Source organism: Stenotrophomonas sp. LST15-1-1.1, from assembly GCF_040815575.1.
Lineage (GTDB): Bacteria > Pseudomonadota > Gammaproteobacteria > Xanthomonadales > Xanthomonadaceae > Stenotrophomonas > Stenotrophomonas lactitubi_B.
Map to the genome: position 1 here is coordinate 590485 of NZ_JBFPNJ010000001.1, position 19707 is coordinate 610191.

The window sequence follows — 19707 nt, forward strand, 5'->3', positions numbered from 1 at the left end:
CCGCTAGTTTGCCACGTGCAACGGGTCGCTGCGGGTCATTGCCGGACACGGCGGCAGGTGCCTGTGATAGCGTGCCGGGATGAAGATCCTTGCCCTGTCCGGTAGCGCTCGCCGGCTGTCCACCAACACCGCATTGCTGAGGGCGCTGGAAGAAATCGCGCCGCCGGATATTGCACTGAGTACCTACGCCAACCTCGGCGGATTGCCCGTTTTCTCTCCCGATCTTGAAGATCTGCCCTTGCCTGACAGCGTTGCGCACTTCAAGCGCTGCATTGAAGCCTGCGATGGCATTCTGATTTCGAGCCCCGAGTACGCACGAGGCATTCCGGGCGGCCTGAAGAACGCCATCGATTGGCTCGTATCGGGCGACCTTGTGATTGCAAAGCCCATCGCGCTGGTGCACGCATCCCATCGCGGCGACGACATGCTCGCGGCTCTGCGGCTTGTGCTGTCGACAATCAGCTCCCGCTTCAACGAAGAACTGTTCCTGCGCTTCCCCTTCATGAAGATGGAGCCGGATGCCATTGCCGATGCCGTAAGGCAGCCGGTCAATCGCAGACCGGCGGAGGCCTTTCTTCAGGAATTTGCCCGCTACTGCCAGCGACCATGGGGTGATTGAACATGATCGTTGGCGCAGTCTGCTGACAAGGGCTTGCGGCGTCAGCGGTTCACCGGCGCTTGCAGATGGGAATACCCCGCGGCCTCCACGAACTGCGGCAGTGTCCACAGCTGGCCGTTGGGCCCCCACGTGCCATCGGTGACATCGCTCACCATGATCGAAGCAGCCAGCCGCTGCGTATCCGGCAGGGCCAGCGATTCCAGAATGGCCTGGTGCACAACCGCCGCGTAACGGGACCGGTGCTGTTCGTCGAGTACGCCGGCGGGTGCGAGGACGTGGACCAGGCACGGAATGACGTGGAGGAAGTCGGCACTACCGCCACAGCGCCAGAAGCCGGCCGGCACCTCCTCGGCAATCACCCAGCACAGGCTGCGTTGGCGGGGATCAGGCCCCAGGCCGCTGCATAGCGTTGCAGCGGTATTCACCGCAGCGATCATCCGCTGGCGCTGAAGAGCGGTCAGTGCGTCGGCGGGTGTCTTGATGAGGATGGTGGGCATGGATAGCGCTCGTGGGTGAGGGAGCGCCCATTCAATCGTGCTGCGGCGCGGGCCTGAAGTGGCCGATTTGCCAATAATCGCGCAGAATCAGCCAATGCATGATTTCACCCTGGTGGTGCCACAGGCCCCCTTTGCCTCCAGCGTCACCCTCACCCTTGATCTTCTGACCACCGCGGCCAAGCTGGCGTGCCGGGTCGGGGTTGCACCGCCGCGTTGGCGGGTCCGCGCGGTGACGCCAGGAAGCATTCCGCTTGGCAACGGCCTGCACCTGCAGGTGGACACGTTGCCTGCGCGCTCCTCTGCGCATGAATGCTGGATCCTGCCGGGCCTGGACATCGACGATGCCAGCCAGCTGGAAGCTCGCCTGCGCCAGCCGGACATTCCACCCTTGCTCGCTGCGCTGCGCCGCCATGCCAGAGCGGGCGGCACGATTGCAGGCTCCTGTTCGTCCGTGTTTCTGCTCAACGCAGCCGGATTGCTGGAGGGACGCTGCGTGACCACAACGTGGTGGTTGGCCTCTGCGCTGCGGCGCGTGGCGCCAACCACCCGCGTCGAGCCCGATCGCATGGTGCATGCGGATGGCACGCTGGTCACTGCCGGCGCCGCGATGGCACACATGGACCTGGTGCTTTACGTGCTGCGCCAGCGCTTCGGCGAGCAACTCACGGCCATGCTGGGCCAGGCGCTGCTGGTCGAGCAGCGTCGCCTGCAGTCGCTGTATATGTCGCCGGCGATTATTGCGCCCGAGAATGGCCTGATCGCGTTGTTGACCAGCTACATTGCAGAGACACTCCCGGAAACAGTCACGGTGGGCACGCTTGCCGCGCGGGCCAACATGTCCACACGCACCCTCAACCGCCAGGTGAACAAGGTGCTCGGCTACGGGCCGCAGCAGTTGATCCAGTCGGTGCGCTTGAACCGGGCGCGGGTGCTGCTGGAAAGCGGCGGGCTTTCGGTGGAGGAGGTGACCGCGCAGGTGGGCTTGGGCGATTCTGCGACGCTCAGGCGATTGCTGCGCAGGCGACTGGGCCTGAATCCTACCCAGGTTCGAGGGTGAGGGAGCTGCATTGCTGACTGCGGGCTTGCGGACGCCCATCGGGTCCGGTCCGGGCGCACGGATTCATTCACAGGCGCTGCTCTATATTCCGGGCTACAACGCCGCATACCGCGGCTGGACCGGGAGTATCCCCATGAAAACCGGACGTTTGCTTGGCATTGCCCTGGGTGCGGCAGTGACCCTGGTTGCTGCGCCTGCCTGGGCCGATCCGCCGCATCATGCACGGGGCAACGGACCGCCGCCCCATGCAGGCGGCCCGCACAACCGCGACGCACCCCCGCCGGGCTGGCAGAAAAAGGCATGGCGCCGCGGTGACCGCTTGCCTTGGGCCGAGGTTGACCGGCGCTACTGGGTGGACGACTACGCGCATTACCGTCTGCGCGACCCCGGCCGCGGTCAGCGCTGGGTGCGGCAGTCGGATACGGAATACCTGCTGGTGGAGATCGCCACCGGCGTGATCATCGACGCCCTCCGTCGCTAGGGATTCCGGCATGGGCCCCGGGCGGCTCTCAGCCGCCGCGGGGGTACTGCAGGCACGACCGCCGGTGACATCGCGCGCTCAACCGGGCAACCCGCACTTCATCCTGCCGTCCACGTAATACGGCTTCGGTATGTTCGGGTTGTCGCTGGTCTTTTCAAAGACCACTTCGAACGACGCCGCGTCGGGAGAACCTTTGCGATCGGTGCAGGCGTCCTGCAGCTTCTTCTTGACCGCGGCAATGCCGGCCTCGCGGTTGGCACCGTCGGCGCTGTTGGTCAGGTTTACGGTTTCAGCCAGGGCCAGTGGGCTGAAGGCACACAGGCAGCTGGCGATCATCAGGGCATGCAGCTTGGTCAAGGGGCGCGCCTCGCGGAAATCCAATGAGGCAGTCAGCATAATGCGGGAGCGTTAACAGCACGTGCCCGGTTGCGGCAGTTGGCTTGGCTGACGTTGTTTGGTAAAAGCCTCGCTGTCGAAGATCAGAGAATGGATGCGAGCCATGTCCGAACCCTATTCGGCCCTGCTCAGGCTGAGGCTGCCACGCGAGCGTCTTGCACGCTGGTTGGCCGCGCCGGTACCTGCGGCATCGAGGTGGAAGGACTGGCGATCGATCGCCGGCCGGTGGCGCCTGCCCGGCGGCGCCGATCTGGCTGCGTCCACTGATGTGGAGCTGGGTGAGTTCCTCGCCGATTGCAATGCATTGCTGGCCCGGCATGCGGACAATCGCGCAGCGTTGGCCGCCATCCTGCAATCCGCGCAGGCGGAGAACATCAAGCTTGCGGCCTACGATCAGGCAGGGGCGTACTTCGTTGCAGGGTCACTGACGTATTCCGAGAACCTCCATGACCTGGTCGTGTTTCTGGCCATGGCGCGCGGCGCCGCCGATTTCCTTGAGCCTGGCGAGCACGGCGAGGCACTGGTGCACGACTACCTGTGGGCCGAGGACGGCGAGCGGGAGACGGTTGCTGCGGTCCACCTCGCCGGCAAGGGCGATTCCGGCTTCATGACGCCTGCGCAGTCTGGCGAGACCGCTGCAACCTTCGATGCAATGGTCGAGCTCATGCTGGAGGGAGCGGACGACCCGCAGTTCACTCCACGCAATCAGTTGGACCGTATCCAGGAGCGCGGCCATGCTGCCCAGGAGAACTAGATGACAGACACGGGCATCCACAGGGATCCGGTCGGCAGGAGAGCGCGCTGCGTGCCCGCCGCCCTTGTGCTCTGCCTCTGCCTGATGGCGGGGGCCGCGCTGGCCGAGACGGCACAGGCTGCGCGCACCTGGTTCGTGAGCGGAGCAGAGCTGGCCAGGCTCCTGCAGGGCAAGGGCGAAGGCGGATTCTGCAGCAGTGATCAGTGCCGGGACCTGTCGAGCGCCCGCGCGAGCGCCTATATCCAGGGTGTTGCGGACGCAGGCCGAGGGCAGTGGTGCGGCCAGGGGCAGATCCTTCCCCATGAACTGGTCGACCGGGTGGCTTCGCACATCCGGCAGCTGCCTGCCGAACGACTGCAGCAGGATGCCGCATCTCTGGTCATCGAAGCACTTCAGACCGCGCTTCCTTGCCAACACGCGGCGTCCAGCAGCGACCGCGCCCACGCCGCGCAGAGAGCGCGATGAGCGCTTGCTGCCGCTGCAGGTCGCCGGGCCGGAACGAAGAGAGGGCTGCCGCATGCGCGTGATGGAGACAGCGTTGTCTGCCGATGTGCTGGCCCTGCTGGAGGCCAGCGGCCTGCCAACAGAGGATCTGCGTGCAGGCAGGCCAATCACCCTTCTGGCAGCGTCGTTGGACGGAGAGCTGCTCGGCTGTGTGGGCTACGAATTGAGCCGGGATGTGGTGCTCCTGCGCTCGCTGGCGATCCGGCCGATGTCGCAGGGCAGGGGTCTGGGGCGGCACCTGGTTGTGGAACTGGAGCGGCATGCCAGAGCGGCGGGCGGCAGGACGGTGTTCCTTCTCACGACCACAGCAGCGCCGTTCTTCGGGCAGCTTGGCTATGAGCGCGTCACACGCGACGCAGCGCCTGGATTCATCGCTGCGTCGACGCAGTTCAGTGGACTGTGCCCAGGCTCAGCCCAGCTGATGATGCGGCGGCTCTAGGGCAACCGGGCCCGGGGCGGTGCTTCAGCCGCCGCGCCCATCGGCGTCAGCGGATTGCCGCGTTGCAATCGGCGATGCCCGCAGTGCAGAGGGCCGCTGCGGTGTCGATACCGAAGCGCGCGTGATCAACCGGTGGGCGAGTACGTGATTGACCGTCGCGCGTCCCGGCGAGGCGGAGTGACGGATCGCCCGCAACAGGATGTCCATCGCGTTGTCGGCCATCTCCGCTACCGGCTGATGGATCGTGGTCAGCTCCGGCCACACCATCGTCGAAGCGGATGTGTCATCGAACCCGACCACCGAAAGATCGCCCGGTACCTGCAGGCCGCGACGATGCGCCACGGAAACGACCGCCGATGCCATGTCATCGTTGCTGGCGAAGATCGCGCTGGGTGGTGGCTGCAGCGTCAGCAGCTGCTCGGCAGCCTCCAGTCCAGACCGGTAGGTGAAGTAGCCCGGTTGGACGAGCGCGTCGTCGTAGACGATACCAGCTTCGGCCAGGGCATCCCGGTAGCCCTGCCAGCGATGCGCACTGGCTGTCTGGTTCGGATCGCCCTTGATATAACCGATGCGGGTATGCCCACGGGAGACCAGATGCGCCACCATGTCATGGCTGGCCTGGCGGTCGTCGATGCGCACGCAGGAAATCCTGTCGCTGAAGCGGCTGGACGCGATCGAGACCGCGGGAATGCCGGCATTGACGAATACATCGATGATGTCCTTTGACTCACACAGGGGCGGCGGAAGAATCACCCCTGCCACGGTGGTGGACAGTTGCCGTGCCGCCTCGCGACGTGCCTGGGCGCCCAGTTCATCCCATGCAGCGATCACCAGCTGCGCCGCCGACCGCGTGGACCCGCGCAGTGCGCCGACCAGCAGTTCGCGCAGGTAGCTGGAGCTGGGATTGGTGTAGATCAAGGCGATGCACGTGCGCTGCGCGGCGGCCAGTGCGGATGCGGCGAGGTTGGGCCGGTAGTCCAGTGCGTGCACGCTGCGCAGGACGCGTTCGCGGTTGCCCTCGCGTACCCCGGCATGGCCGTTGATGACGCGCGACACCGTCATGGCGGAAACGCCTGCATGCGCAGCGACGTCATCGATGGTGATGGTGCTCGCTTTCCGGCGGACCGCTTTGTGGCCGTTCTTCAAGTGTCGATTCCCTTTGCTGCGCTGCATGATGACAAGCGCGATTGCGGGTGAGTAGTCTGCGCCCTGACGCGATGGTAGCGCTACCACTGGACCGGTGTAAGGCCAGTGGATGCCCCCCCCCTTTACCGCGCGGCTGTTCCGGCAGGTCTGAAAGCGAGTGTGAGTCGCAGTGGGTGCAAAGCGCACTGCGATGTTCGGTGTGGAAGACGGGCATCGCCCGTGCGTGCCCCCAGGAGGGGCGGTACATCCATTCGATCGTATGTCAGAGGGGAGAGTCATGAGCGCTTTTTCGTTCCGTCGTACCCCAGGCCGGAGGGCTCGTCGATGAGCCGGACGCTGGCGAAGTTCACCTCCAGGGCCATGTTCACCTTTGTCGGTGGGGTCCTGGTCATCAATCCCGCATTCGCACAGGAGACGTCAGCCGCCGCGCCTGTCGCCCAGCAGCAGAACCCGCCCAGTCCGAAGCAGCTGGATACCGTGCAGGTCACCGGCATCCGCAACAGCCTCAGCCAGGCCATGGACATCAAGCGCGACTCGGCCGGCGTGGTGGATGTGATCAGTGCGGAGGACATCGGCAAGTTCCCCGACACCAACCTGGCAGAGTCCCTGCAGCGCATCACCGGCATCTCGATCGAACGACGTGATGGTGAAGGTGCACAGGTGACGGCGCGTGGCTTCGGCCCTCAGTTCAACATGGTGACCCTCAATGGGCGCCAGATGCCCGGCGCCGATGCATTCGGTGCGTCCGGGCAGGTCGCCATCGGTGGTGTCGACGGTGGTACCCGCGCCTTCAACTTCGCCCAGTTGGCTGCCGAAGCCATCAACGGCATCGAGGTCTACAAGACCAGCCAGGCCAATGTCCCCAGCGGTGGCATCGGTGCCACCATCAACATCCTCACCTCGCGGCCGTTCGACCATGAGGGCATCGTCGCCAGTGCCGGCGCGAAAGCTGTCTCCGACCGCAGCCAGCCATTCGGTGACGACCTGACACCGGAGCTGTCCGGCATCTTCAGCTACACCAATCCGGAAAAGACCTTCGGCGTGGGCGTGAGCGCCAGCTACCAGAAGCGCAAGGGCGGCTCGGTGCAGGCCACCGAGAACTACTGGAATGTGCAGCCGTGGACCGGCACCATGCCGGGCAACCCGAGGGTAGTCAACGCACCGGCGGTGGGCGCGCTGTACGCCCGGCCCAATGACCTGCGCTATGCGTTCTCCGAGTTCGAACGTGAGCGCATCAACGGCCAGGCGGTGCTGCAGTTCGCGCCGACCGATGCGGTGACCCTGACCCTGGACTACACCTATTCGACCAACGAGATCACCGAGAATCGTGGCGAGCAGGGCATGTGGCTGCAGAACAGCAACTACACCGACGTCGAATTCGACACCAGTGGCGCGGTAGCGACCCCGATCTACATCCGCGAGATCGCCGGCACCAAGGACTTCGGCCTTGAGCAGCAGCGCAGCATGCAGAAGTACAAGCTGGGGTCGCTGGGCTTCAATGCGGCATGGAACGTGACCGACCGCTTCAAGCTGACCTTCGATGCGCACAATTCGAAGAACGAAAGCCGCCCGAACGACCCGCTCACTGGCGGTGGCTCCATCTTCATGAGCATCGCCGGCACCAACAACTGCACCACCGGCCCGCATTGCGGCGGCTCATGGGTGCAGGAGCTGAACTTCAACAACGGCCTGCCGATCGGCACCCAGGTCTGGTTCCCGTCCACCGCCGATGCAGCCGCCAATACCAACGGCGTGGTCAACCCGGGCTTCGTGCCGGGCGAGATCGGCAGCCAGGTGCTGCGCGTCAACTCGCAGACCCAGATCAGCGAGATCAAGCAGGGCCGCGTGGATGGCGAGTGGATCTTCGACAGCGGTCGCTTCCAGTTCGGCGTGGACAGCAGCAAGTCCACCACCCATCGCATCCAGGCCGAAGAGGCCTATTCGACACTGGGTGACTGGGGCGTAGCCAACGTCAACCGCGACACGGCCGGCGGGCTGATGGACCTGATGCAGCCGGTCAACATCGTCGGTCTGTTTGATGATTACAGTGCCAGCAGCTGGACCGCATGGCGCGGCGACGCTGGCCGCCTCGCGCAGTGGGCGGCAAACGAGTATGGCGTGGGCCTCGGCGTGAGCCCCAAGCGCGCCGCCGACAACCTGGTGGAAGAGAAGACGAAGTCGGCCTACTTCCAGGTTGAGCTGGATGGCGAGCTGGGCGGCATGCGTACCAATACCCGACTGGGTGTGCGCTATGAAACGACGGACGTTGTCTCCACCTCGAACATCGCCATCCCGGAAGCGATCGAGTGGCAGTCCAACAACGACTTCCGTGTGGTGTTGTCCGACGAGCAACAGCCGTTCACCGAAAAGAGCAACTACAGCTACATCCTGCCCAACCTCGATTTCAGCATCGATCTTCGCGAGGACCTGAAGGGACGTGTCTCGTTCGGCAAGAGCATCGCGCGCGCGCCGATCGGCAACCTGTATGCCGGCCCGACTGCCCAGCAGCCGTTCGGCTCGGTCCTTATCGACCCGTCCTCGCGGGCCAGCGGCACTGCACAGAACCCGCAGCTGAAACCGTTGGAATCGGACAACCTGGACCTGGCACTGGAGTGGTACTTCGCCGACGCGAGCTACCTGTCGCTGACCTACTGGAACAAATCGGTCGACAACTTCGTTGGCAACACCATTGTCCAGGAAAGCCTGTACGGCCTGCGCGATCCTACCTCCGGCCCGGACGCGCAGGCGGCCCTGGCATTCCTCAACAGCGGTGCCTGCGTCACCCAGGTGGGCGCTGCCAACGCGGCGGCGTGCTCGGCCAATGACACCTCGCTGTTCACCGCCCTGGCCCTGCTGCGCAACAATCCGGCCGGGCTGGCCGCCTACAACGGCACCGACGCCCAGGTGCTGGCCACCGAGGCAGCGTACGATCTTTACGGCACGGCTGCCGATCCGCTCTACCAGTTCAACGTCAATCGTCCCATCAACCAGAACAAGGCCAAGCTGCACGGCTGGGAGCTGGGTGGACAGTATTTCTTCGGCGATACCGGCTTTGGCATTCTGGCCAACTACACCCTGGTCGATGGTGATGTGGGCTTCAACAATGCCGGCGATCCGGGCATCGACCAGTTCTCGCTCACCGGCCTGAGCGACACCGCCAACGCCGTGCTGATGTATGAGAAGTACGGCTGGTCGGTACGCCTTGCCTGGAACTGGCGCGACCAGTACCTGATCCTGGCCAACCAGGGTGCCAGCCGCAATCCGTACTATGTGGAGGCGTATGAGCAGTGGGATCTCAGCGTGAACTACACCCTGGATGATCACTGGTCGTTCGGCCTGGAGGCGATCAACCTGACCGGTGAGGATGTCCGCTGGCGCTCGCGCACCTCGCAGATGATCGTCAAGCTGGCCGACCAGAGTCCGCGGTATATGCTCGGCGTGCGCTACAAGTTCTGAACCGTAGGGGGTGCAGCTGCCACGGCAGCTGCACCGGTTGAAGGCATCTGACCGAACGGGACACGTCCATGCCGCGTTACGAAATGCTCAACAACGTTGCCCACCGCGATCTTCGCGTTGCCACCGGCTTCGGGCCGGAGTTCGGCGATGCGGTCGGCATGGTGCCAGCGTACCCGAGTGAATTTGCAGAACTGCAGCGGGAGTACCCGATCTTCCTGCGCAGGGACGCCGACACCGGTGGCTGGCAGTCGGTGGCTCTGCTGGGCTTCGAGCAGCACGAGAACCTGTTCCTGCAGGGCGACCGCTGGAATGCGGCGTACCTCCCCGGTGCGGCGGCCAAGGGGCCATTCCTGATCGGCTTCCAGGAGAACCACGTTGATGGCGCGCTCACCCGGGAGGCGGTGCTGCATGTGGATCTGGACCATCCGCGCGTGAGCGCGATGGAGGGGGAGCCGGTGTTCCTGCCGCAGGGAGGGAACTCGCCTTATCTCGAACACGTCGCCGGCGTGCTGCGCGGCATTCACGATGGCCATGCGTTTGCCGCGGAGATGTTCGCCGCCCTCGATGCGAACGGGCTGATCCAACCGGTCACGCTGGACGTGCGGATCGACCCGGAGCATCGGGTCGGTGTCAACGGCCTGCACGCGATCGACCGTGATCGGCTGGCGCAGCTGGACGGTGCCGCGCTGGCCGCGCTCAACCGCGCCGGCTGTCTGGAAGGCGCCTATCTGATGCTGGCGTCACTGCACAACATGCGCCGCCTGATCGCCGAGAAGCAGCGGCGACTGCGGGCGCAGGATGCCGCTGCTGCGGCAGGAAGGAACTGACCGGTGCTGGACGGCCTCCCGATGCGCACTCTGGAAGGACTCGATGCCACGGCGCTGCCGCTGGAGTCGCTGGTGGCTGCCGGCGAACCGGTGGTGCTGCGCGGCATCGCGAACGGATGGGGGCTGGTGCAGGCCGGTGCACGTTCCCTGCAGGAGGCGATGGCCTACCTTCGCGGCTTCGACGCAGGCGTGCCGGTTCCCTATTCCTTCGGCGGCCCCGAGATCGAAGGGCGCCCGTTCTACAACGCCGACTTCACTCGCTTGAACTTCGAGGTCCGGCGTGGCGTGCTGACGGAGGTGCTGGACGCAATTGGCGATCATCTGGATTCGCCGAACCCGCCCACCTACTACGTCGCTTCGCTGCTGATCGCACGGGCGCTGCCCGGGTTCGCGCAGCACAATGATGCCGGCCTGTCCGGGCAGGGGATCGATGCCTCGGCCAGCATCTGGATCGGCAACCGGGTAACGGCCTCCTGCCATTACGACATCCCCGACAACCTGGCGTGCTGTGCGGTGGGCCGGCGCCGCTTCACCCTGTTTCCGCCGGAGCAGATCGGCAACCTCTACCCGGGGCCGATGGAGCCGACCCCGGGAGGACAGGTGGTCAGCACGGTGGACTTCGAACGCCCGGACGTCGACCGCCATCCGCGCTTCCGTGATGCCATGGCAAGCGCGCAGACCGCCACGCTTGAACCCGGGGATGCCATCTTCATCCCGGGCCTGTGGTGGCACCACGTGCGCAGCCTGGAACCGTTCAACGTGCTGGTGAATTACTGGTGGCGCAGCGCGCCAGCCTTCCTGGGCTCGCCCTTGCCGGCGCTGCAGCATGCGATGTGGGCCATGCGTGATCTACCGGCACGCGAGAAACAGGCCTGGGCAAGGATCTTCGATTACTACGTGTTTGGTCCCGGCGAGCGGGCAGGGCAACACCTGCCCGAAGCCGCCCGGGGGGAGCTGGCACCGTTCGACGAGACGCAGGCGCGGCGCATGCGCGCGCAGCTGCTGGGTCGACTCAACCGCTGATGGGGAGCATCACATTGAACGCTGCGCACACTACACAAGGGCGGATCCGGAGAGTGGTGATCGCCGGTGGCGGCACTGCCGGCTGGCTGGCCGGCTGCGCGCTGGCGCACCAGTTCCGCCAGCAGCTGGACATCACCCTGGTAGAGTCCGAGCAGATCGGTACCGTGGGTGTGGGCGAATCCACCGTGCCGCCCATCCGCACGTTCCACCGCTTCCTGCAGATCGATGAGCAGGAGTTCATGCGTGCGGTCGCGGGCACGTTCAAGCTGTCGATCTCGTTCGAAAACTGGCGTCGCCCGGGTGAGCGTTTCATCCATCCCTTCGGCACGATCGGGCAGGGCACGTGGGCCACGCCGTTCCATCATTTCTGGCTGGACAGCCTGCGGCGCGGCATGCCTTCGGAACTGGGCGACTTCTGCCTGGAAAGCGCCGCTTCCCGAGCCGACCGGTTTTCGCTGCAGACCCAGCCCCAGGTCAACTACGCTTACCATTTCGACGCCGGGCTCTACGCCCGATTCCTGCGCGGCAAGGCCGAAGCCAACGGGCTGCGGCGGGTGGAAGGCAAGATCCGGGAAGTCCGCCAGCATGCCGATGACGGTTCGGTTGCATCGCTGCTGCTGGAGGACGGCCAGGTCATCGAAGGCGATCTGTTCATCGACTGCACCGGCTTCCGTGGCCTGTTGACCGAGCAGACCCTGCATACCGGCTATGAAGACTGGAACGAGTGGCTGCCCAGCGATCGTGCCGTTGCCGTGCAGACCGACGCGGCTACGCCGCCGGTGCCCTACACCCGTGCCATCGCGCACGAGGCCGGATGGCGCTGGCATATCGCATTGCAGCACCGGGTCGGCTGCGGCCTGGTGTTCTCCAGCCGCCACATGTCCGATGACGAGGCGCAGGCCAAGCTGCTCCGTGATGTCGACGGACGGCCCCTGCGCGAGCCCTGGCTGGTACCGTTCCGCAGCGGGCGCCGGCTGCAGGCCTGGAACCGCAACGTGGTGGCGCTGGGGCTGGCCAGTGGCTTCATCGAGCCGCTGGAATCGACCAGCATCCACCTGACCATCAGCGCCGTCGTGCGCCTGATCCAGCTGTTCCCGTCCGAGGGCATCACTCCTTCGCTGGTGGCGCTGTACAACGACGTCAGCCGCCAGGAGATGGAGCATGTACGCGATTTCATCATCCTGCACTACCACGCCAACCAGCGCGACGAGCCGATGTGGAAGGCGTGCCGCGAGATGGCGCTTCCCGAGTCACTGCAGGTCCGCCTGCGCGCGTGGCGCGAACGTGCCCATGCCTGGCAAGACCCCGGCGAGCTGTTCCGGGTCGACTCCTGGACCAGCGTCCTGATGGGCCAGGGCATCCTGCCAGGACCGCCGCATCCGCTTGCGCGCGCGATCAGCGACACGGACCTGCGCACGCTGTTGCATCGACTCCGGCAGCCGGTGCAGGAAGCGATGGCGAAGATGCCCTCGCAGGCGGACTTCATCGAACGCTACTGCAAGGCTGCGCCGGAAGCCTGGCAAACGGGGCGGGCCGTGGCGTAGCCGCAGTGTGTGCTGTTGTACAGAATTGGTAGCGCTACCTTCACATCATTACGGGGTGCAGTAGATGGAATTGGTTGCAGGAATCGACGCCGGTACGCAGAGCCTGAAGGTGGTCGTCTACGATCCTGATGCGCGCAGCCTCGTTGCCAGCGCCAGCGCGCCACTGGAACTGGCCAGCGCCGCCGATGGCAGCCGGGAACAGCGCCCAGACGACTGGGTCGCCGCGCTGCAGGGCTGCTTTGCCGCAATCGATCCTGCGCTGCGCTCGCGCATTGCCGCGCTTGCGGTCTCCGGGCAGCAGCATGGCTTCGTACCGATCGATGCGGCAGGGAAGGTCCTGGCACCGGCGAAGCTGTGGTGCGACACCAGCACCGCGGCCGAATGCGTGCAGATCATGGACGCGGTTGGCGGTGCCGCACGCACCATCGAACTGGCCGGCAACCCGGTGCTTGCCGGTTACACCGCCTCCAAGCTGCCGTGGACGAAGATGCACCGGCCCGACGCGTACGCCCGGCTGGCCACCATCCTGTTGCCGCACGATTACCTCAATTTCGTGTTGACCGGCCAACGCTTCTGCGAGTACGGCGACGCGTCCGGTACCGGCTGGCTGGACGTGCGCACCCGCACCTGGTCGGACGAGCTGCTGCACGCGACCGATCCGCAGCGCGATCTTGCCGGCTGCCTGCCGCGCATCGCTGCACCCGATGAGGTGTTCGACATTGCGCCTGAGGCCGCCGTGGCATTGGGACTTCCGCCCACCGTCAAGGTGGCCGTCGGCGGTGGCGACAACATGATGGCGGCCATCGGCACCGGCTGCGTCGTGCCTGGTCGCCTGGCGATGAGCCTGGGCACGTCAGGCACGCTGTTTGCGTTCTCGGACACCCCCGTGGTCGATCCCAACGGCGCGTGGGCCGCGTTCTGCTCGTCGACCGGCGGCTGGCTGCCACTGATCTGCACGATGAACTGCACCGTGGTGACCGGGCAGGTTGCCGATGCCTTCGGTTTCAGCAGCCGCGATGGCGACGGCCACCTGCACGCCACGCCGCCCGGCGCCGACGGGCTGGTGATGCTGCCGTTCCTCAACGGCGAACGCACGCCGGACCTGCCGCAGGGCAGAGGGGTGCTGGCGGGCCTGGATACGACCAACATGACGCCGGCGCACATCTACCGCGCGGCCATGGAAGGGGCCACCTACGCGCTGAAGTTTGGCTACGACGCATTCGTCTGCGCGGGCATGCAGTTCGACCGCATCGTGTTGACCGGCGGCGGCAGCAACAGCGGACAGTGGCGGCAACTGGTGGCCGATGTGTTCGGCCTGCCCGTGGACGTACCGACCCAGCCCGAAGGCGCGGCGTTCGGTGCGGCCTTGCAGGCGCTGTGGGCCGTCGCTCACGCGCGCGGTGACGCCACCTCGATCGCCGCGATCACCGACCGGCACGTTGCGCTCGACCCGCTGCGGTCCGCGCGCCCGGACCCCTCGCGCAGCGAAGCCTACGCCACGGCCTACGCCCGGTTCCTTCGACATCTCGACGCCATCACGCCGCTGTATCGCGGCTGATTCCTCTTTCCGCGACACCTCGCACAACGACAGGAAGACGCACCATGAGCACGCAACCCTTCATCGGCGCCAAGGAGTACTTCCCCGGCATCGGCCGCATTCCCTTCGAAGGACGGGGCTCGGACAACCCGCTCGCCTTCAAGGTCTACGACGCCGACAAGGTCATCGGTGGCAAGACCATGCAGGAGCATCTTCGCTTCGCGGTCTGCTACTGGCACACCTTCTGCAACGCCGGGCATGATCCGTTCGGCCCGGGTACGCGCCACTTCCCTTGGGAGGCAGGCTCGCCGATGGCAACCGCCGAGGCGAAGGTGGACGCAGCGTTCGAGTTCTTCACCAAGCTGGGCGTGCCGTACTGGTGCTTCCACGATATCGACCTGGCGCCGGACGCCGATGACGTCACGCAGTACGAAAAGAACCTGAAGCACATGGTGGGCCTTGCCAAGGCGCGCCAGGATGCCACCGGCATGAAGCTGCTGTGGGGCACGGCCAACCTGTTCTCGCACCCGCGCTACATGAACGGTGCGTCCACCAACCCGGATTTTGCGGTGGTGGCGCGTGCCGCCGTGCAGGTGAAGGCGGCGCTGGAGGCCACCGTTGAACTGGGCGGCGAACATTACGTGTTCTGGGGCGGCCGCGAAGGCTATGCCGCGCTGGCCAATACCCAGATGAAGCGCGAAGTCGACCACCTGGCGCGGTTCCTGACCATGGCGCGCGACCATGGCCGCAGCATCGGCCTGAAGGGCAACTTCCTGATCGAGCCCAAGCCGATGGAACCGATGAAGCACCAGTACGACTTCGACAGCGCCACCGTGGTGGGGTTCCTGAAGGAACATGGCCTGGACAAGGATTTCAAGCTCAACATCGAGGCAAACCACGCTACGTTGTCCGGCCACACCTTCGAGCACGATCTGCAGGTCGCCTCGGACCACGGCCTGCTCGGCAGCATCGATGCCAACCGCGGCAATGCACAGAACGGCTGGGATACCGACCAGTTCCCCACCGACCTGTACGACACCGTGGGCGCGATGCTGGTGGTACTGCGCCAGGGCGGTCTGGAAGGCGGCTTGAACTTCGACGCCAAGGTGCGCCGTGAATCGACCGACCTGGAAGATCTGTTCATTGCCCACGTCGGCGGCATGGATGCCTTCGCCCGCGGGCTCGAAGTGGCCCATGCACTGCTGAACGATTCGCCGCTGGAGCAGTGGCGCCAGGAGCGTTACGCCAGCTTCGACAGTGGTGCCGGCAATGACTTCGCGCGCGGCGCGCTCAGCCTCGCAGAGCTGGCTGCGCTGGGTGCCAAGGGCGGCGAGCCACGGCAGATCAGCGGCAAGCAGGAGCGCTACGAGAACCTGATCAACCAGTACCTGCTGCGTTGAGCGCGACGGCTCGCATCGATGACACCGAACCGGGGAGGGGCAGGGCAATGCAGCAGGCAATGAACGGTGGAGAGAACACCCGATTGATCGTACTGATCAGCGTGGTGGCGACGATTGGCGGATTCCTGTTCGGGTTCGACAGCGGCGTGATCAACGGCACCCAGGACGGCCTGCACCAGGCGTTCAGGTCCGGCGAGTGGATGCAGGGCTTCGAGATCGCCTCGATGCTGCTGGGCTGTGCCGTCGGTGCCTTCAGTGCCGGCCGCCTGGCCGACCGTCTCGGTCGCCGCAATGTGCTGATCGTCTCGGCGGTGCTGTTCCTGCTGTCGGCGATCGGCGCAGGCGCCGCATCGTCCTCGGTGATGTTCGTCGCCGCGCGGGTGTTGGGGGGCTTCGCGGTGGGGGCCGCGAGCGTGATCTCGCCGGCCTACATCGCCGAAGTGGCACCGGCACGCTACCGTGGCCGCCTCGCCACGGTCCAGCAGATCGCCATCATCAGCGGGCTGACCGTCGCGTTCCTGTCCAACTACCTGCTGGCGGCCACCGCCGGTGCCTCCACCGAGGCGCTGTGGGGCGGCTATGCGGCGTGGCGCTGGATGTTCTGGATGCAGGCCGTGCCTTCGCTGCTGTTCCTGGCATTGCTGCTGACCATTCCGGAAAGCCCGCGCTACCTGATGGTGAAGCGCCGCAAGGACGAGGCACTGCAGGTGCTTGCGCGGCTGTACGGCGGTGCCGAGGCGCAGGCGAAGCTTGCCGAGATCGACGCTTCGCTGTCGACCGACCACCATCGGCCGCGGCTGTCTGACCTGCGCAGCAAGAGCACCGGCCGGATCCGCTCCATCGTCTGGGTGGGTATCGGCCTGGCCACCTTCCAGCAGCTGGTCGGCATCAACGTGGTCTTCTACTACGGTGCCGTGCTCTGGCAGGCCGTCGGCTTCTCCGAGAACGACGCATTGCTGATCAACGTGCTGTCCGGTGCGCTCAGCATCGGTGCGTGCATCGTCACCGTGCTGCTGATCGATCGCATCGGGCGCAAGCCGTTGTTGTGGGTGGGCTCGGCCGGCATGGCGGTGTCATTGGCGGTGCTGGTGGCGGCATTCGCCAGCGGCTCGCTGGTCGATACGCACCTGCAGCTGCCTGCAGGCATGGGCACGCTGGCGCTGGTGGCGGCCAATGCCTATGTCGTGTTCTTCAACATCTCGTGGGGGCCGGTGATGTGGGTGATGCTGGGCGAAATGTTCCCCAACCAGATCCGCGGTTCGGGCCTGGCAGTGGCCGGTGCGGCGCAGTGGACCGCGAACTTCGCCGTTACCGTGACCTTCCCCATCCTGCTGGCCGCCGCCGGGCTGGCAGCCACGTACAGCATCTACCTGGTGGCAGCGGTCATTTCGGTGTTCTTCGTGCTCAGGTACGTGCACGAAACCAAGGGCAAGGAACTGGAGCAGATGCAAGGATGAACGCAATGACCCATCGACACGTTGGCCGCGCCCATGCTGGCGTGCTGCTGACCACGCTGCTGCTGGCACTGACGGCCTGCGGCAAGGATGAGAAGGTTGCCGGACCTGCGGCCGCGACGGCGGATCCGTGGCCGCAGGTCGCCTGGCCGTTGGCCGAGGACCCCGCGCTGGAGAAGCGCATCACCGACCTGATGGCCACCATGACGGTGGAGGAAAAGGTCGGCCAGCTGGTGCAGGGCGATATCGCCAGCATCACGCCCGATGACGTGCGCCGCTATCGGTTGGGCTCGGTCCTGGCCGGCGGCAATTCCGATCCCGGTGGCCGTTACGATGCCGCACCGGCCGAATGGCTGGCGCTGGCCGATGCGTTCTACGCAGCGTCGATGGACACCACCGCCGGTCGCAAAGCGATTCCGGTGCTGTTCGGGATTGATGCCGTGCACGGGCAGAGCAACATCATCGGCGCGACGCTGTTCCCGCACAACATCGGCCTGGGCGCGGCCCGCAACCCGGATCTGCTGCGTCGGATCGGCGAAGTCACCGCACTGGAGACCCGCGCGACCGGCATGGAGTGGGCATTCGCACCGACCGTGGCGGTACCGCAGGACGACCGCTGGGGGCGTACTTACGAGGGCTATTCCGAATCGCCCGAGGTGGTGGCCAGCTATGCCGGTGCAATGGTCGAAGGCCTGCAGGGCAAAGTGGGTACGCCCGCGTTCCTCGATGGTCGTCATGTGATCGCTTCGGTGAAGCACTTCCTCGGCGACGGCGGCACCACCGACGGTAAGGACCAGGGTGATACCCGGATCAGCGAAGCAGACCTGGTGCGCATCCACGCGGCCGGGTATCCACCGGCGATCGCGGCAGGCGCACAGACCGTCATGGCGTCCTTCAACAGCGTCAACGGCGAAAAAATGCATGGTCACAGGCAGTACCTGACCGATGCGTTGAAGGGCCGCATGCACTTCGGTGGGTTCGTGGTGGGCGACTGGAACGGACATGGACAGGTCAAGGGATGCACGACCACCGATTGCCCGGCCACCATCAATGCGGGCCTGGACATGGCCATGGCCTCGGACAGCTGGAAAGGCTTCTACGAAACCACGCTGGCTGCAGTGAAGAACGGCACCATCAGCCAGCAACGGCTGGATGAAGCCGTGCGCCGGATCCTGCGGGTGAAGATGCGACTGGGCCTGTTCGAGGCCGGCAAGCCATCCGCGCGCGCGGTCGGCGGGCAATTTGCCCTGATCGGTGCACCGGAACATCGCGCCCTTGCGCGGCAGGTGGTGCGCGAATCACTGGTAATGCTGAAGAACCAGGGCGGTGTACTGCCGTTGTCCCCCCGCCAGCGCATCCTGGTCGCCGGTGATGGTGCCAACGACGTGGGCAAGCAGGCCGGTGGCTGGACGTTGAACTGGCAGGGAACCGGCACCACGCGCAAGGACTTCCCCAACGCGGACACGATCTACGAGGGCATCGCCCAACAGGCGTCCGCCGCAGGTGGCGAGGCAGTGCTTGCCGTCGATGGGAAATATGTGACGAAGCCGGACGTGGCCGTGGTGGTATTCGGCGAGAACCCTTACGCTGAGTTCCAGGGCGATCTGCCGACACTGGCGTACAAGCCGGGGGATGACGCGGATCTTGCCCTGATCAAACGGCTGAAGGCCGACGGCATCCCTGTGGTGGCCGTGTTCCTGAGCGGACGCCCGCTGTGGGTCAACCGCGAGATCAACGCCGCGGATGCGTTCGTGGCAGCGTGGCTGCCCGGCTCGGAAGGCGCCGGCGTTGCCGACGTGCTGCTGCGCGGGCCTGATGGCAGCGTGCAGCACGATTTCAAAGGCAGGTTGAGCTTCAGCTGGCCGCGCGCGGCCACGCAGTACGCCAACAACGTGGGGCAGCAGGGTTACGACCCGCAGTTCGCTTTCGGCTTCGGACTGTCCTACGCCGACAACGGCGATCTGGCAGCCCTGCCGGAAGTTTCCGGCGTGACTGGCAACGAAGGCGCCACCGGCGTGTTCTTCGCGCGCGGCGAAGCCGGTTCAGGCATGTCTCTGCGCCTGCAGAAGGGCACGGGGCAGGGCGTCACGGTCACCAAGGTGCCGGAGGCCCTGGAGGGCGATCTGCTCAAGGTTACCGGCGTGGACCATCTGGCGCAGGAGGACGGTCGCCGTCTTGCATGGTCGGGCAAGGCTGAAGCAGTTGCCACGCTGCAGTCGCACACAGCGCTGGACCTGCAGCGCGAAAGCAACGGCGACCTGATGCTGCTGACCACACTGCGGGTGGAGTCTGCACCCCGCGGCGAGGCCTGGTTGGCAGTGGGTTGCGGCGCTGGCTGCTCGGCCCGCATTGCGCTCACGCCGACGCTGGCAACGCTGCCGGTGGGCCAATGGACGCGCGTGGGTGTGCCGCTGAAGTGCCTGGTGGCCGCTGGTGCGGATGTCGGCAAGCTGGATCGCCCGTGGTCGATCGGAACGGCGGGGGCGATGACACTGTCGGTGTCGCGTGTCGCACTGGGCGCTCTGAATGAAGCAGAGACCACCATCAGCTGCGCGGGCGAGTGACCGTGACGC

17 protein-coding genes are annotated in these 19707 nt (G+C 65.7%); 14 read left to right on the forward strand and 3 right to left on the reverse strand.

Annotated features, from left to right (window positions below; all coding sequences use genetic code 11):
* Positions 1-79 precede the first annotated feature (79 nt).
* Complete coding sequence (locus MRBLST15_RS02715; protein WP_367785136.1) at positions 80-619, forward strand: NADPH-dependent FMN reductase; 540 nt, start codon at positions 80-82, stop codon at positions 617-619.
* A gap of 41 nt (positions 620-660) precedes the next feature.
* On the opposite strand, the gene MRBLST15_RS02720 is transcribed toward MRBLST15_RS02715, so the two are convergent.
* On the reverse strand, positions 661-1116 hold the full coding sequence (locus MRBLST15_RS02720) for a hypothetical protein (RefSeq protein WP_265951385.1): 456 nt from the start codon (positions 1114-1116) through the stop codon (positions 661-663).
* Positions 1117-1210: 94 nt separating this feature from the next.
* Here MRBLST15_RS02720 and MRBLST15_RS02725 point away from each other — a divergent pair, with 94 nt between their 5' ends.
* Together MRBLST15_RS02725 and MRBLST15_RS02730 are read left to right on the forward strand one after the other, a co-directional pair.
* The gene (locus MRBLST15_RS02725) at positions 1211-2173 is read left to right on the forward strand and encodes a GlxA family transcriptional regulator (protein ID WP_367785138.1); all 963 of its coding nucleotides are present in this window, start codon (positions 1211-1213) and stop codon (positions 2171-2173) included.
* Positions 2174-2306: 133 nt separating this feature from the next.
* Positions 2307-2654 carry an RcnB family protein gene (locus MRBLST15_RS02730; RefSeq protein WP_025877128.1) on the forward strand — a complete coding sequence of 116 codons (348 nt, stop codon included), beginning with the start codon at positions 2307-2309 and terminating at the stop codon, positions 2652-2654.
* 78 nt (positions 2655-2732) lie between these two features.
* Here the strand turns inward: MRBLST15_RS02730 and MRBLST15_RS02735 are convergent, their stop codons facing one another.
* Positions 2733-3011 (reverse strand): hypothetical protein, encoded by a 279-nt coding sequence (locus tag MRBLST15_RS02735; protein ID WP_367785141.1) that lies wholly within the window; start codon positions 3009-3011, stop codon positions 2733-2735.
* Positions 3012-3153: 142 nt separating this feature from the next.
* Here MRBLST15_RS02735 and MRBLST15_RS02740 point away from each other — a divergent pair, with 142 nt between their 5' ends.
* Genes MRBLST15_RS02740 through arsN2 form a run of 3 tightly spaced genes read left to right on the forward strand, consistent with a single transcriptional unit; the run spans position 3154 to position 4747 of the window.
* Positions 3154-3804 carry a hypothetical protein gene (locus MRBLST15_RS02740; RefSeq protein WP_312704113.1) on the forward strand — a complete coding sequence of 217 codons (651 nt, stop codon included), beginning with the start codon at positions 3154-3156 and terminating at the stop codon, positions 3802-3804.
* Positions 3805-3855: 51 nt separating this feature from the next.
* Positions 3856-4269: a Rap1a/Tai family immunity protein gene (locus MRBLST15_RS02745; protein ID WP_367785143.1), complete on the forward strand. Its 414-nt coding sequence runs from the start codon at positions 3856-3858 to the stop codon at positions 4267-4269.
* A 4-nt stretch (positions 4270-4273) separates the two neighbouring features.
* Entirely contained in the window at positions 4274-4747 is a 474-nt protein-coding gene (gene arsN2, locus MRBLST15_RS02750) for an arsenic resistance N-acetyltransferase ArsN2 (protein WP_367785145.1), read from the forward strand.
* A gap of 24 nt (positions 4748-4771) precedes the next feature.
* On the opposite strand, the gene MRBLST15_RS02755 is transcribed toward arsN2, so the two are convergent.
* Entirely contained in the window at positions 4772-5809 is a 1038-nt protein-coding gene (locus tag MRBLST15_RS02755) for a LacI family DNA-binding transcriptional regulator (RefSeq protein ID WP_265951390.1), read from the reverse strand.
* A 408-nt stretch (positions 5810-6217) separates the two neighbouring features.
* Here MRBLST15_RS02755 and MRBLST15_RS02760 point away from each other — a divergent pair, with 408 nt between their 5' ends.
* From MRBLST15_RS02760 to MRBLST15_RS02795, 8 genes are all read left to right on the forward strand, one after another.
* Positions 6218-9349 (forward strand): TonB-dependent receptor, encoded by a 3132-nt coding sequence (locus tag MRBLST15_RS02760; RefSeq protein WP_312704117.1) that lies wholly within the window; start codon positions 6218-6220, stop codon positions 9347-9349.
* Between the two features lie 68 nt (positions 9350-9417).
* Positions 9418-10176, forward strand: a complete 759-nt coding sequence (locus MRBLST15_RS02765) for a SapC family protein (protein WP_367785148.1) — start codon at positions 9418-9420, stop codon at positions 10174-10176.
* A 3-nt stretch (positions 10177-10179) separates the two neighbouring features.
* Positions 10180-11199 (forward strand): cupin-like domain-containing protein, encoded by a 1020-nt coding sequence (locus MRBLST15_RS02770; RefSeq protein WP_367785150.1) that lies wholly within the window; start codon positions 10180-10182, stop codon positions 11197-11199.
* A complete protein-coding gene (locus tag MRBLST15_RS02775; RefSeq protein ID WP_367785152.1) occupies positions 11199-12743 on the forward strand; it encodes a tryptophan halogenase family protein in 1545 nt (514 codons plus the stop codon). The genes MRBLST15_RS02770 and MRBLST15_RS02775 overlap by 1 nt, the downstream gene beginning before the upstream one ends.
* Before the next feature lie 64 nt (positions 12744-12807).
* Positions 12808-14301, forward strand: a complete 1494-nt coding sequence (gene xylB / locus MRBLST15_RS02780; protein WP_367785154.1) for a xylulokinase — start codon at positions 12808-12810, stop codon at positions 14299-14301.
* Positions 14302-14345: 44 nt separating this feature from the next.
* Positions 14346-15680 carry a xylose isomerase gene (xylA, locus tag MRBLST15_RS02785; protein WP_100465409.1) on the forward strand — a complete coding sequence of 445 codons (1335 nt, stop codon included), beginning with the start codon at positions 14346-14348 and terminating at the stop codon, positions 15678-15680.
* Positions 15681-15727: 47 nt separating this feature from the next.
* Positions 15728-17137: a sugar porter family MFS transporter gene (locus MRBLST15_RS02790; RefSeq protein WP_265951397.1), complete on the forward strand. Its 1410-nt coding sequence runs from the start codon at positions 15728-15730 to the stop codon at positions 17135-17137.
* A gap of 5 nt (positions 17138-17142) precedes the next feature.
* Entirely contained in the window at positions 17143-19698 is a 2556-nt protein-coding gene (locus MRBLST15_RS02795; RefSeq protein WP_414716123.1) for a glycoside hydrolase family 3 N-terminal domain-containing protein, read from the forward strand.
* Positions 19699-19707 lie beyond the last annotated feature (9 nt).